This is a genomic window from Lutispora sp. QWL-02 (assembly GCF_058315355.1).
Genome location: NZ_CM177762.1, coordinates 1,208,946 through 1,223,431, shown reverse-complemented (window position 1 = coordinate 1,223,431; position 14,486 = coordinate 1,208,946). Strand labels below are relative to the sequence as shown.

The window sequence follows — 14,486 nt, the reverse complement described above, 5'->3', positions numbered from 1 at the left end:
CCGCTCTTTCTTATACTTATTTTGCTTCAGCCATTTTCTTGTAGTTTTCAAATTTTTCCTTAGCAACCTCTTCAGCTTTTGCAAATAACTCTTCTGCAACTTCTGGGAATGTAGCAGTAAGAGAAGTATATCTTACCTGGCCGTCCAAGAATTCTCTGAAGCTTGCTTTTGGTTCTTTAGAATCCAATATGAACGGATTCTTGCCTTCTTCTCTAAGGGTTGGATTATATCTGTACAAATGCCAGTATCCTGATTCAACAGCCTGCTGTGAATTAGCCTGTGTACGTCCCATACCTTCCTTGAGTCCATGATTTATGCATGGAGCATAAGCGATGACTAGTGATGGTCCATCATATTTTTCTGCTTCTATCAATGCCTTGAGCAGCTGATTCTTGTCTGCACCCATTGCAACCTGAGCTACGTATACATAGCCGTAAGTAGTAGCAATCATGCCTAAATCCTTCTTCTTAACCCTCTTGCCGGAAGCTGCGAATTTAGCAACTGCACCTATTGGTGTAGACTTAGATGATTGTCCTCCAGTATTTGAGTATACTTCAGTATCCAATACCAAAACATTTACATTCTCACCTGAAGCCAATACATGGTCTAATCCGCCGTAGCCGATGTCATAAGCCCAGCCGTCTCCTCCGAATATCCATATGGATTTCTTAACGAGATAATCCTTCTTATCGGATATTTCTGCAATAACTTCCTTAGCTCTGCTGCAGCTTATTCCTTCTGCATTGAGAAGCGGCATGATCATAGCCGCGGCCTTTTTGCTCTCTTCTGCATCATTCATGCCATCCAGCCAAGCCTTGAAAGCTTCCTTATAGTTTTCAGGTATATCTAGAGTCATAGCTTCTTTCATAAGATCCGCTAGTCTGTTTCTTATCTGTTTTGTTGCTACTGCCATACCATATCCATATTCAGCATTATCTTCAAACAATGAATTAGCCCATGCCGGACCTTTGCCCTCTGCATTTGTGCAATATGGTGTGGATGGTGCGGAAGCTCCCCAAATTGAAGAACAACCTGTAGCATTAGCTACCAGCATTCTATCTCCAAACAATTGAGTAATGAGCTTCACATATGGAGTTTCGCCGCAGCCTGCACATGCTCCTGAGAATTGAAGCAATGGTTGTGCAAACTGGCTTCCCTTAACAGTAGTCAAAGGCATCAGCTTATCCTTTACAGGAACCTTAACAGCAAATTCCCAATTAGGAATCTGAGCTTCTGTCTGAGTTTCAAGCGGCTTCATAACAAGAGCCTTTTCCTTGGCAGGGCATATATCTGCGCAATTGCCGCAGCCTGTGCAATCCAACGGGCTTACCTGGATCTTATACTGCAGGCCTGCAAGCTCTTTGCCCATAGCATTCTTTGTCTTGAAGCTTTCCGGAGCATTCTTCATCTCTTCTTCTGTCACCAGAACGGGTCTTATTGCTGCATGAGGGCATACATAAGAGCACTGGTTGCACTGTATGCACTTGTCTATCTGCCATTCAGGCACATGAACAGCAATTCCTCTCTTTTCGTAAGCAGATGTTCCCATCGGGAAGTGCCCGTCTTCTCTTCCTACAAAGGTGCTGACCGGCAATGAGTCTCCTTCTTGCCTGTTCATAGGTATGAGTACCTTTTTGATGAATTCGGGAGCTTCGGCTTCAGCGGCAGCTTCGTCTGCGGCATTCTTCCAGGATGCAGGAACTTCTACCTTGACAAGAGCATTTATTCCCTTATCAACTGCTTCATAGTTCATCTTGAGAACTTTTTCGCCTTTTTTGCCATAGCTATGGTCTATAGCCTCTTTCAGGTATTTAACAGCATCGTCTAAAGGAATAACATCAGCCAATTTGAAGAATGCAGACTGCATTATCATATTGATCCTGCTTCCTAAGCCTATCTCTTCGCCGATTGCTGTAGCATCTATGATATAGAATTTAATATCGTTTTCGGCAATATATTTTTTCATGGAACCCGGCAGCTTCTCATCCAGCTCTTCCTTGCTCCATGAGCAATTCAATACAAAGGAGCCGCCCTTTTTCAAACCGCTCAGCAGATCGTACTGATATACATAAGCTTGATTATGACATGCTACAAAATCAGCTTCATCTATCAAATATGTTGATTTTATAGGTTTTTTACCAAATCTTAAGTGAGAAATGGTAACACCGCCGGATTTTTTGGAGTCATAAGAGAAATAACCCTGTGCGTACAGATCGGTTTCATCTCCGATTATCTTTATAGCGTTCTTATTTGCGCCTACCGTTCCATCAGAGCCTAATCCCCAGAACTTGCATCTTATTGTTCCGGATGGAGCTGTATTGACATTTCCCTTGGTTTCCAATGATGTATATGTCACATCATCCACTATGCCTATAGTAAAGCCGTTCTTTGGTTTATCTGCTTTTAAGTTCTCATAAACTGCCAGTATCTGAGCAGGAGTTGTATCCTTGGAACCTAAGCCGTATCTTCCGCCTACTATTACGGGAGGATTTTCAGCTTCAAAGAACAATGTCCTGACATCCTGATATAAAGGCTCTCCTAATGCACCGGGCTCTTTGGTCCTGTCGAGAACAGCGATTCTCTTAACGGACTTAGGAAGTACATCAAAGAAATATTTAGGTGAGAATGGTCTGTAAAGATGTACCTTTACAACGCCGACTTTTTCGCCCTTGCTCATGAGATAATCGATAGTTTCTTCTATTGCTTCAGTTACAGAACCCATAGCGACGATTATGTTTTCTGCTTCCGGATGTCCATAATAAACAAAAGGCTTGTAATCTCTGCCTGTTAGCTTGCTTATCTCATCCATGTAGCCTGCAACTATATCCGGTATTCCTTCATAATATGTGTTTGATGCTTCTTTAGCCTGGAAGAATATATCCGGATTCTGAGCAGTACCTCTGGTTACCGGGTGCTCAGGATTTAATGCATTATTTCTGAAAGCATTTACTGCATCATAATCAACTAATTTCTTAAATTCGTCGTATTCTATGACCTCTATTTTCTGTATTTCATGAGAGGTTCTAAATCCGTCAAAGAAATGTAAAAACGGTACTCTGCCCTTTATGGCTGCTAAGTGAGCAATACCGGCCAAATCCATAACCTCCTGAACTGAGCCTGAAGCCAATAGAGCAAAGCCTGTCTGTCTGGTAGCCATGACGTCCGAATGATCCCCAAATATGGATAGGGCATGCCCGGCTAATGCACGAGCTGTTACGTGAAATACTCCCGGAAGAAGTTCTCCTGCAATTTTATACATATTAGGTATCATTAAAAGGAGTCCCTGAGAAGCGGTAAATGTACTAGTCAACGCTCCTGCTGCTAAGGAACCATGTACGGCACCGGCTGCGCCTCCTTCTGATTGCAGTTCAACCACCTTTACTTCTTGACCAAAGATATTCTTCTGTCCATAGGCTGCCCATTCATCTGCGTATTCCGCCATAGGTGACGACGGCGTAATTGGGAAGATGGCAGCCACATCAGTAAAGGCATATGACACATACGCAGCAGCCGTATTACCATCCATGGTCTTCATTTTTCTTGCCATTGTGAAACCCCCTAACAATAATATTTAATTTTTCACATGTCCACATTTAAGTATATAAAATATTGACTTCAATGTCAATTTGAGATATTAAAAAAAAGCCGCAAGAGCTTACATAAAAAGGAAAGGCCTGCAAGCCTTCCTCACAAATCCTTCATATGTAGCATGCTGCACGGCCGCTAAAGCAAAAATCGGAGTGAAAATCTATCAGCTCCGATTTGCGATATTTTTTATAAGTCTTTATAATACTCTATTTTAAACCATTTTTTACTTTCCAAAGTATCTATCTAATAATCCCTTGAAAGCTTGACCGTGTCTTGCTTCATCCTTGCACATTTCGTGTACTGTATCATGTATTGCATCATAGTTAAGCTGTTTTGCTCTGGTTGCAAGATCCTTCTTGCCTTTGCATGCACCGTACTCAGCTTCTACCCTCATCTGAAGATTTTTCTTTGTATCAGCAACAACTACTTCGCCCAACAGCTCTGCAAATTTAGCTGCATGTTCTGCTTCTTCAAAAGCAATTCTCTTGTATGCTTCTGCAACTTCAGGGAAGCCTTCTCTGTCTGCCTGACGGCTCATAGCTAAGTACATACCCACTTCTGTGCATTCTCCCATGAAATTCGCTCTTAGACCTTCTATAACTTCAGGATCTACATCCTTTGCAACACCTATTCTATGCTCATCAGCCCACTGCATTTTTTCTGCAGACTGCTCAACAAATTTTTCTTTAGGTGCACCGCATTGAGGGCATTTATCCGGAGCACTATCTCCCTCATGAACATATCCGCAAATTGTACAAACAAATTTTTTCATTAAAACAAACCTCCTATATGTTATTAGTATTTATAACCAAAATTGACTACATAGCTATTATACTATAATACTTATCCTGATGCTAGAATATTAAGTCTCGAAATAGCCCATACAAAGGATATACCTTGTTAATGGATAATGATTCTCCGTTTCTTTCACTATATCTTGATTTTTGAATATATTTATTCTGTTAATCCACCATAAATACTTACCCATTTCTAATCGGCTCTATCAAGATTTAAATTCCAGGGCAAGGTATTAAAAGGACTGTTTTTATCTTTTAAGATAGATTGGTTGGCCCTATTGCGGTAATATACCTCTGTGAACTCCTCATTTCTATCCTCCCCAGACCAGAATTCATAGCCTTTTATATAATGCTCGGCCATTTCCTCCCAGGATGAGTAGGTTTTTTGTATGACTCTGGATGCATCCATGCAAAGCTCATAGGCTTCTTCTATAGTTATATAACCAGCTGTGTAGCTCCAGCCTGTGATCTGCACTATGCGGCAATAATCCCAAGCGATTAAACCCTTATCCTTCAATCTCTCCCGATTATTTATATAAAGCTTATATATGAAGGGCAGCTCCTCTCCCTTATTGATCGCATCCTCTAAAAGCTTAAGGTTTTCACCGGATAGCTCTGCCTCCATTTTTCTGTAGGACTTTGTATGTCCTTCGTTCTCCAGCCATTCTATAGCCCTATATAAATCCTCTCTGCTTTCAATACCCCATCCTTCCTTCAGGGCTCTTCTTGAGGATAACACATTGCCCACAAATCTGTAATTTCCGCCTATAACATGATAAACACCGTAATTATACATATAGTTATTAACACTGGGAGCTACAGCCCATTTTTTCTGCTCTTCGGTATACTTTACTCTGCTTTCGTCTTCCCTCACTACTACGGCAGGAGCTGTATAATCCTTAAATACCTTAACCTCTTCACGGCTTACTATTTGACCTAATTCCTTCGCTACAAACTCAACAGGCACAAAAATTGACCAATCTTTGAGCACAGGGTCTATATATCTCTTCTCATCCAATATGGGAGCAACCTTGAGACTAACCTCCCTGCCGTTTACCTTTGCTGTTTTGTTACCTATTTGGAGGATAATTATTTTATCAAATTTTTTTATAGTGATTGTCTTTGCTGCTTCATCCCACTCTAAAAAAGCACCGAGGGATTCAGCTATCTCCTTATAGGGAGCCAGAGGTATTCCGTTCTTGACCCTCAAGCCCGATGACATTACTAGTCTCTTATCAATCATCAATGCCATGTCTATTAAGCTATAATACTCATCAGTGTTTTTTAAGTATGAAAAGAGAGGGTCTTTTTGAAGCCTGGCAGAATACTCCTTGTTGAATTCCCGACCCAATGCTTTTTTTATATATTCAATACCGCCTGCTTTATCCCCTTTAGCCATTTGGATTCTGCCAAGATAATAATATATCCCTGCCAATTTGTTATCCCTGATATTTTTATTCTTTTCTATCATCCTATAGCTCTTATCCTCGGCGATCTTCAGGCATGCCACCGCCTTCTCATTCTGGCCCAACTCATTTAATACCCTGCCTTTATAATAATTGGCTTGCCATAGCAAAGTGTCAGCAGGATTGGTTTTCAGTACTGCATCGCAGCTATCAATAATTTGCTTATACTTTTCCATGGCAGCTGCTTTATCATGCTTAGCTAAAAGTGAATCTGCCTCCTTAAGCAATTCTTCCAGTGTATTCCCATCAATTTTCACATTGCTTACTGTACTGCCGGCATAAGCATAATCTATAACGGAAAGGCTTAAAATCAGCATCAGAGCTAAGATCAGCGCTGTGCTTTTAGTTATCGTATGCATTTTATTACATATCATTGCTGCTCCCTCCTATCCTGTCTACCTTTGATACAGCACTTTGTTGTTTTTCATGATTATATTTGCGCTATTTCCCAGGACTATTTCCTTTGGTCTGTTTGCAAACACAGTGCTATTTTCAATCTTTCCCCTGGAGCTGAAATCAAAGGTTATGCCTGAGGCTCCGTTTTCAGCTATAGTGCTGCTGAGTATTTCCGCATAGGAACTGCCTTCTACCGCTATGCCCTGGGAATTGTTCTTAGCTGCTCTATTTCCTTCAATATATACTTGAGCAGTGTCGTTTACATATATACCGCTCATTTTATTACAGCTTATATAGTTCGAAGATATATATGCAGCAGTGCTTTGACCTGCATGTATACCATTCATCTTGTTAAACTCCAGAATGTTGCCCTTTATCGTTGCCTTTGGGGCTTCATATAGTTCAATGCCATTGCCGTTATCAAATATTCTATTGTTTACAGCTTGAAGCTCATATCCCTTTTTAACATTAATCCCAGCTAACTGATTGTTATCGATATTATTATTGATAATCGTCAGCTGCTTTGCATTGTCTGCTGTGATTCCATATTGCCCGCTCTTGCTCAAATAATTATATTTAATAATTACCTTCCCGCTGCTATTTACTTTTATTGCACTTTCTTTGCTTTGAGTGATGAAATTATGTCTAGCAACGATACCGGAATTATCAGCTGCTATAATTCCATCCATGCAATTTTTAATTATATTCCCTTCTATTTCGGGGTTTGAGTCTCCGTCAATCCTTATCCCTGCACCGGCGGGACCGTTTATTATGCAATCTGATATAATGGGGCTGCCCTTGCTTATATAAATGATCTCCCTTCTGTCCTTGCTCTTATTTCTGAATTCTATTCCACTTATCTTCACTTTGTCCGAGCTTACTGTCAAAGTATTCTCGCCTTCGGCTTCTATTATTGCTCCTGGTTTTCCATGCAGTTCTATACCATCCTTATTGACAAGAAGGCTTTCATTATATATCCCCGGCTCAATTGTTATCCTGCTGCCCGGAGCTGCCTTTGTCAGAGCTTCGGTTATTGTTGCTATTTTGCTGAGCTTACCGGATTTATCAACCACTATGCTGCTGTCAGCCATAGCAGCCTCGCCATTCTTATTTATAATATTTTGCATATATGTATCTAGGTTTTGTGATTTGGACCATTCTTTTGATATGCTTTGCCCGTTCCTTATTTCCTGAGCCAATATGTAATATCTGAGATTGAGATAATAATCATAGTCCTTTATGCCGTATATATCAGCCTTACTCTTGATGAGCTTTTCAAAATAATCACCCAGTTTATTTTGAAAAGCCTCTTCTCCTATCTTTTTCCTGTAGGCTTCATAATTTTTTGTATTAGTGATGACATTATATACTACCTTTAGTTTATTGCCGTCATAAATGCTTGAGCTTTCAAATTTCAGCTCCATATCATCAAAAGTATCCTCCACCTGAACTCCGAGGTCAGAAAGGAAGCTTACATGCTTATCTTTCATTAAGTTTTCATGCTTGGAAAATGGGATATAATAAGTATATTCATCCTCCGATACATTTGCAGATATGCCCAGCGCTTTGCCCTCCTTATCCACCAAAACCGCACCTGCAGTACCGAAGTATCCTGCGCCCTTCATGCATATATACTCTACCGCTCCAACCTTTTTTAGTCCAATATATTCTCCCGGGTCTGCTATGGGATAATCCATAGTCTGCCATGATATGGAATAAAGGGCCTCCCCGGCTTGCAAGCCTTTATAGTCTCTTATCTGCAAGCCTTTTTTATTGCTGTACGCCTTGCTTACAAGCACTGCCATATCAGCTTCAGAGCTTATATTAGCCACTACTCTGGTAAGAGAGTTGCTGACTCTGAAATCGCTCCATCCCTCCAGCAGGCTTCTATTTGTAACTGCGACCCCTTTATCCCCAATCAGAATTCCCGTGCCTGACTTGACTGCTCTGCTGACTTGACCCTCACAGGCTTCAATCTCTACGATGTTCTTTGATAATTGTTCTTTGATTTCCTTTGGAAAAACGCCCTCTTTTATATGCATCGTTCTTTTAATATTTTCAATTGTTCCATAGTCCAAAACAAAGCTGTCACGGGTGGTATCAGACAGCACAGTTACAGATGTTGAATTAACCAATATTATAACTAAAACTAAAACCTTACATAAAAACCTCTTTAATTTCATATGCGACCTCCTAATATAGTAATCTTTTTCCGCAAAGCCCCTGCTCCAAAATATTTATCACATAAAAAAACCCGCGCCGAAAAAGCGCAGGTGTATTTCTGTGCATAAATTTCGGCAGCCCGGCTATCATGGAAAGCTCTTTAGACCCGTGGCTTTGCGTCCTTATCTTTTGATAAGTTTGCTCTTTTCAAATTTATCATATATTTTAATTATATAAGTTACAATAAATACGTTACATAGCTTTTATCACTGACTGATAACGATTGCAGAGTTTCGGGACTAAGAGTTTGTAAGCTTACTGCTGTAAAATATTTAATGCGTTATATATAGAAATATTCTACATATTTTAGTTTTTCCCTTCTTTCTCATATTCTTTGAACTCGTTGGAATTGATGTCAATATGTAGTGCCATTATTGCTTTTCTGTTCTATTTATTAATCTGATTCAATATACTTGGATCTTTCAGCCTCCCATCCTCTGTCCAAAGTACAATCTTTGAGATTATCTCCGCAGTTTTTGGATCTTCATCAACAAAGGGAAGGAATATCCTGCCTCTATGCTGGGAGTGTACATGCAATATGTTCAATACTGACTATATCTATTGCCGCCAGTCTCTTATTTTCATTATTGCTGTCGATCAAGCGCTTAACACAAGCAGACAAATCCTTTGAAGACTGCTCTCCGGATTTGTATTGCAAGAGATTTTCTATCAAGGCATAATCTTCTTTATTCAAATTTAATTTATTTACTATAGCGAAAGCACTGTTTCTTACTGATGAGCTTCTATCCCCAAGCTTGTTGTATGACTCTAGAGCCTGATGTATGCCTCGCCAAAAGAAACCTTGCCTACTGCAAGCTTCTCGCCGATTTGTTCTTTTGTCAGGTAATTCAAAAGTGTGCCGCCCTTCACCTTACTGTTGAAACTCTTTATATTTTCGCTCACGATTGCAGCTATTAGCTGGCGCAAGGTGGAAGGTCGGCTGCTTATATGTATTTCTTCTTTAGAAATATAATTTTTACGGGACCCTGCTTGCTTTACGTTAACATATAGCTTCACACACATATCTCCTTACTGGTTATATAATTATATTTGAGTATATTCTAGCATATAACTTTATGAAATACCGGCTATCTGCAAACGCAATTCCTGCCTTTTTTCTTTGCGCGATATAATGCTTTATCTGCAGATTTTAAAACAGCATCCGGAATTTTGCAATTTTCGTTTTTTTGTGCTGCTCCTATGCTTACTGTTATATGAATCAGCTTTGATGCATTTGAGCTTTTGGTTCTATTTTTAGGCTTCTTTTTTGGTCTATCCTTACCACGTATTGCAAACCCTCTCTTTGCAATCTTCTCTCTCAATTCTTCTAGATGTGGCAATACATCATTTATGGCCTTGCCCGGAAAAAGAATTGTAAACTCTTCTCCACCGTATCTGAAAGATTTTCCTCCCCCACTGACATCCTTTATAATGGAAGCGACCAGCTTTAAAACCTGGTCTCCAGTATCATGCCCGTAAGCATCATTAAATTTTTTAAAAAAATCTATATCCAGCATAGCGATGGAGTAATTAACGCCCAGCTTCATCATATCTTGCTTAAGGGCTCTGCGCGATGGCAATCCTGTGAGTTCATCATAGAAAGCAATGGAATAAGAGTATTGGATTATCGAAATTATGAGAATGATTCCTGACGTTGTTAAAAATATTGGATGAAGTATTTTGTTGCCATAATCATAGAGCACAAAAAACAATGCAAATAGCACCCCTGCAAAGTAAATATCCTGTGAGGATTTATAAAAAATATGCCTGAGCACAAGTATTATAAAAGTTATGAAAAAAGCTGCAAGAGCCGGCTCAGATATTGAGGTTATAGAACTGAGTTTGGCTGGTAATATGCTTTTATTAAGCATGCCGAGGATATCTCTTCGCTCCGAATTGATCACCCAATAAGAAAACAATAATTGAGAAATAATAAAACCAATACGAATAAGCCCCCATAAAGTTAATACTCCTCTTTCTTTTAAGAAAGAGAATATCAGAATATTTATGGGAATCAATATACAAATTATTGAGTAAATATCTTTAGCCGCTGTTTTTCCGATATTTGCCTGAATATAATTAATGGCAATAAAGCACAGGGTAAGGATTATTAATGTGAAAAATTCCCGATTGCGGTTAAATTTCAAAGCTATAGCAGAGCCTATAAGAAATGTAATATAGGGAGAAAGCTTTATAATATCTAATTGCTGCTCTGTCATCGTGTCAGTCTTTGTAAAAAAAATATATGCTGAAATAATTAAAATAAAAGGCAATAAGGCAGAAAAAATTGTTTTAATTTTAAGCTTCAAAGTTGATGACTCCTTCCGGAATATTTTTATGTCCAAAAATATTATCGGTTATAATCAATCAAAGATTGAATTCTTAAAACCTATTTTCCTTTATTAATCGCTTAAAAATCCAAAAAACTACCCTTGGGCTTTACATAAGCCCAAGGGTAGTTAATATACTCAAATAGATATATTCAAACGCGTTTTAGCCGCATTTTGAGAAGCCGCAGTTCATGCAGATCATGCATCCGCCTTCATGCTGGATCTTGGAACCGCATTCGGGGCAGTGTTTGAGGTTGGACCAATCAATATTTCCCTCAATAGTGGCAGAGGTTTCGCTTGCGGCTATAGTACTGTGGCTGCATTGAACAGAGCATAAGGAGCAATTGCCTCCGCAGCCCAAGCTGCTTTCTTCTTCCACGGCTGAAGTCAATTCATCTATAGTCTCTATATCCTTTATTTCCACCTGCATGTTCAATACTTTCTCCAGAGTCCTGCCTATTGCATCCGGGCAGGATAAAACCTTGAGGCCTTTCTGGCGCAGAGTAGAGTGACATCTTATGCCTCTAAGCTGCTCTATTATTTCTTTGATGTCAACGCCTGCTCTTAAGGCGATAGATATAAGCCTGCTGGTAGCTTCTGATTGAGACGGGCATCCCCCGGCTCTTCCCAGATTTGCGAATACCTCGCAAATACCGCCTTCATCAGAGTTAACTGTAACATACAAATTACCGCAGCCTATCTTAATCTTTTCGGTTATCCCTATGGTCACATCCGGCCTTACTCTAGCCTTAAGGCTCTTTTGTTCATCGATAACATTTTCTGCTGATTTGCCGGCCTCTTTATTGACCGATCCGATATTCAGCACCTGAGAGTCCCGGCTTCCGTCTCTATATATTGTAACGCCCTTGCATCCCTGTTTATATGCAAGTATATAAGCCTTTCTTACCTCCTCTTTTGTGGCCTCGTTCCTGAAATTCACAGTTTTTGATACAGCATTATCTGTATATTGCTGGAACATAGCCTGCATCTTTATATGCCAAATCGGGTCGATATCATGAGCTGTTGCAAATACTCTTCTCACATCCTCCGGAATCTCTTCAATATGCCTTACTGAACCCAGCTTAGCAATCTTTCTCATCAAATCTACGCTATAGAAGCCTCTTTCCTTTGCAACCCTTTCAAACAGCGGGTTTACTTCGGGCAATTCATCATTATCCATAACATTTCTTATGAAGGATACCGCAAAGAGCGGCTCAATGCCGCTGGAAACTCCTGCGATTATTGATATCGTACCTGTAGGGGCAATAGTAGTTGTTGTGGCATTTCTCAGCTTCATATCCCTTTCAGCAAATATGCTCTTATCAAAGCTGGGGAATGTTCCGCGCACTTCTGCCAATTCCATTGAGGCTTGCTTGGATCTTTCATTTATAAAGCTCATCACTTTCTGGGCAGTCTTTATGCCTTCCTCCGAATCGTAAGGGATTCCAAGCTCTATAAGCATGTCGGCAAATCCCATTACCCCTAATCCGATCTTTCTTGTAGTCTTGGTCATCTCGTCAATTTTGATCAAAGGATATTTATTTACTTCTATCACATTGTCAAGAAAATGCACTGAGGTATCCACAAGATCTCCAAGCTTTTCATAATCGATATAGCTTCCTTTTTTATTTCTGCCAATGCATGCCACAAGGTTTATTGAACCTAGGTTGCATGATTCATAAGGCAGCAATGGCTGTTCGCCGCAATTATGTACGTAAATTCCATTGGCATCAAAAGCATTTATGCCGGGTACTTGAACATCATATACATCGCATGGGCCTAGTTCAGTGATTTCATTCACCGAAGCCACAAAGCGCTCTCTGTTCAAGGCACGCTTATAATTGCCTAAAGCTTCCTTTAGCCGTTTTTGCTTTTTGCTATTGTTAAATCCGATGACTTCATGGAATATATATAAATTGTCACCTGATAATACTAATTCATGTCCGCCATTTATCCCGTATTCTTTGCTTCCGCCTTTTCCATCCGGCATGAGCTTCTGTTCAGATGCTTTCCTATCAGGGTATATCTGTGAAGCAATACCTAATCTTGCAAGCATTCTTTGTACTATATGCAAAGCATCTAAGTCGTTCTGCCACAGCCTTATTGATACGCCTTTGTTTTGCGCACCCATAACTGTGCCATCAGCATCAAATAAGCCTTTTAACAATCCGCAATAAAAATCATAGCCGGCCTTTTCGACCTCGGGGTTCAGCTTCTTTTCGCCCGGCATAATGCCATATTCTGCAGCCAAGTCTCTTATTGCAGCCATTTTAACCCGATGCTCTTCTCTTTCCTCAATAACAGATTGAAAACCCCTGAAATCTGAACGATGAGGTAATGTAAAAGCTGCTTCACCAACTGCCTTTAATAGGGATTCCGCTTCTTCATCATTGCCCCAGACACTTATTATTCCTCCGTCTTTTTTTAATGTGCCATCTCCCAATAAAACACCTAAAATATATCCTTCTTCATGGCTTCCCTTGCCAATCCATTTTATCCCTCTATTGTTTGATAGGATTATTTTATCCTCCGGCTTTATTTGACCTGCCGGCTTCCATACCTCTTCAATATTAAACCGGTTCATTTTATCGACAGTACGGATCAGATGGTCCTTTGTCACAGTAATTCCATAGCCTCTATCAGTAGATATCCTGATAACATCCTTATTTCCTGTTTTAAAGAAGCCTTTGCTATCGGAATCATAATAATTTCCGTTTAAAGCCAATTTAACTTTTTGTCCCAATATATCTTTAACCTGCTTGGGCCCATCATTTGTAATGACCCATGTATCGCCTGTAACGCATGGATTGGTGCTCTCTATTTCTCCCAGCTCAGGCACTACATTATCCCTGTTCATCCTATCCAAGAAGATGATACCCGGCTCACCGTTATTCCAGGCCATATCTATTATAAGCTCAAACACTTCGCCGGCCTTGAGCTTGCCCTTGACTTCCTTCGTATTGGGCTCAATCAGCTCATATTCTTCGCCTTTTTCCACCGCTTCCATAAACTTCTCAGTTATACCGACGCTTATATTGAAGTTAGTGATCTCTTTATCATTCTTTTTGCATTGTATAAAATCAAGTATATCAGGGTGATCAACCCTCAATATGCCCATATTGGCGCCTCTTCGTACTCCTCCTTGCTTGACGGCCTCAGTAGCAGAGTTGAAAACCTTCATAAAACTTATAGGACCCGAAGCTACTCCCCCTGTTGAGTTAACGGCAGAGCCCATGCTTCTTAGACGGCTGAAGCTGAAGCCTGTGCCTCCGCCGCTTTTATGTATTATAGCGGCATACTTTATGGCATCAAATATGCCCTCCATAGAATCTTCCACCGGAAGAACAAAGCAAGCAGAAAGCTGGCCCAATTCTCTTCCTGCGTTCATTAATGTAGGTGAATTAGGTAAGAACTCCAGATTAGATATAATATCATAAAACTTTTTTTCTAATTCCTTAGTATCCTTATCCGGCTCGAAAATTTTGTCTGCACCGGCTATAAATGAAGAAACCCTTTTAAACAAATCTTCAGGGGTTTCTGTTACATTTCCTTTCTCATCTTTCGCCAAATATCGTCTTTCCAATACCTTGATCCCATTATCCGATATCATCGAAATTTCAACCTCCTAACAATCTATAGTATAAATAATTGCATTAAGCACTATATATTGTATCATAAGCAAATTA

The 14,486-nt window shown here is 39.9% G+C and carries 8 protein-coding genes, 1 pseudogene and 1 riboswitch; all 9 genes and pseudogenes read right to left on the bottom strand.

All coding sequences use genetic code 11. The features are described 5' to 3' along the window. Positions 1 to 16: 16 nt before the first annotated feature. Positions 17 to 3,547, bottom strand: a complete 3,531-nt coding sequence (gene nifJ, locus AC4HCY_RS05385) for a pyruvate:ferredoxin (flavodoxin) oxidoreductase (protein WP_323431794.1) — start codon at positions 3,545 to 3,547, stop codon at positions 17 to 19. 264 nt (positions 3,548 to 3,811) lie between these two features. Next, positions 3,812 to 4,360: an NADH peroxidase gene (locus AC4HCY_RS05380; RefSeq protein ID WP_323431795.1), complete on the bottom strand. Its 549-nt coding sequence runs from the start codon at positions 4,358 to 4,360 to the stop codon at positions 3,812 to 3,814. A 218-nt stretch (positions 4,361 to 4,578) separates the two neighbouring features. Further along, on the bottom strand, positions 4,579 to 6,225 hold the full coding sequence (locus tag AC4HCY_RS05375) for a DUF1266 domain-containing protein (protein WP_323431796.1): 1,647 nt from the start codon (positions 6,223 to 6,225) through the stop codon (positions 4,579 to 4,581). A gap of 21 nt (positions 6,226 to 6,246) precedes the next feature. Beyond that, positions 6,247 to 8,430: a right-handed parallel beta-helix repeat-containing protein gene (locus tag AC4HCY_RS05370; RefSeq protein WP_491095533.1), complete on the bottom strand. Its 2,184-nt coding sequence runs from the start codon at positions 8,428 to 8,430 to the stop codon at positions 6,247 to 6,249. Positions 8,431 to 8,540: 110 nt separating this feature from the next. Then, positions 8,541 to 8,623: riboswitch (cyclic di-GMP riboswitch) on the bottom strand. A 234-nt stretch (positions 8,624 to 8,857) separates the two neighbouring features. Continuing rightward, a pseudogene (locus AC4HCY_RS05365) lies at positions 8,858 to 9,010 on the bottom strand (DUF7737 domain-containing protein); the annotation flags it as partial. After that, a complete protein-coding gene (locus tag AC4HCY_RS05360) occupies positions 8,985 to 9,182 on the bottom strand; it encodes a DUF5724 domain-containing protein (RefSeq protein ID WP_491096081.1) in 198 nt (65 codons plus the stop codon). The gene AC4HCY_RS05360 and the pseudogene AC4HCY_RS05365, both read right to left, overlap by 26 nt. A 56-nt stretch (positions 9,183 to 9,238) precedes the next feature. After that, positions 9,239 to 9,487 carry a hypothetical protein gene (locus AC4HCY_RS05355; RefSeq protein ID WP_491095532.1) on the bottom strand — a complete coding sequence of 83 codons (249 nt, stop codon included), beginning with the start codon at positions 9,485 to 9,487 and terminating at the stop codon, positions 9,239 to 9,241. Between the two features lie 71 nt (positions 9,488 to 9,558). Then, positions 9,559 to 10,779, bottom strand: coding sequence for a GGDEF domain-containing protein (locus tag AC4HCY_RS05350; protein ID WP_491095531.1), 1,221 nt, complete (start codon positions 10,777 to 10,779; stop codon positions 9,559 to 9,561). A 184-nt stretch (positions 10,780 to 10,963) separates the two neighbouring features. After that, positions 10,964 to 14,410, bottom strand: coding sequence for a ribonucleotide reductase barrel domain-containing protein (locus AC4HCY_RS05345; RefSeq protein ID WP_491095530.1), 3,447 nt, complete (start codon positions 14,408 to 14,410; stop codon positions 10,964 to 10,966). Between the last annotated feature and the right edge of the window lie 76 nt (positions 14,411 to 14,486).

What these genes read in the sequence shown, in the direction of transcription:
- AC4HCY_RS05375 (WP_323431796.1), bottom strand. Translation starts at nt 6,225, where the DNA reads ATGATATGTAATAAAATGCATACGATAACTAAAAGCACAGCGCTGATC.
- AC4HCY_RS05380 (WP_323431795.1), bottom strand. Translation starts at nt 4,360, where the DNA reads ATGAAAAAATTTGTTTGTACAATTTGCGGATATGTTCATGAGGGAGAT.
- AC4HCY_RS05370 (WP_491095533.1), bottom strand. Translation starts at nt 8,430, where the DNA reads ATGAAATTAAAGAGGTTTTTATGTAAGGTTTTAGTTTTAGTTATAATA.
- nifJ (WP_323431794.1), bottom strand. Translation starts at nt 3,547, where the DNA reads ATGGCAAGAAAAATGAAGACCATGGATGGTAATACGGCTGCTGCGTAT.
- AC4HCY_RS05345 (WP_491095530.1), bottom strand. Translation starts at nt 14,410, where the DNA reads ATGATATCGGATAATGGGATCAAGGTATTGGAAAGACGATATTTGGCG.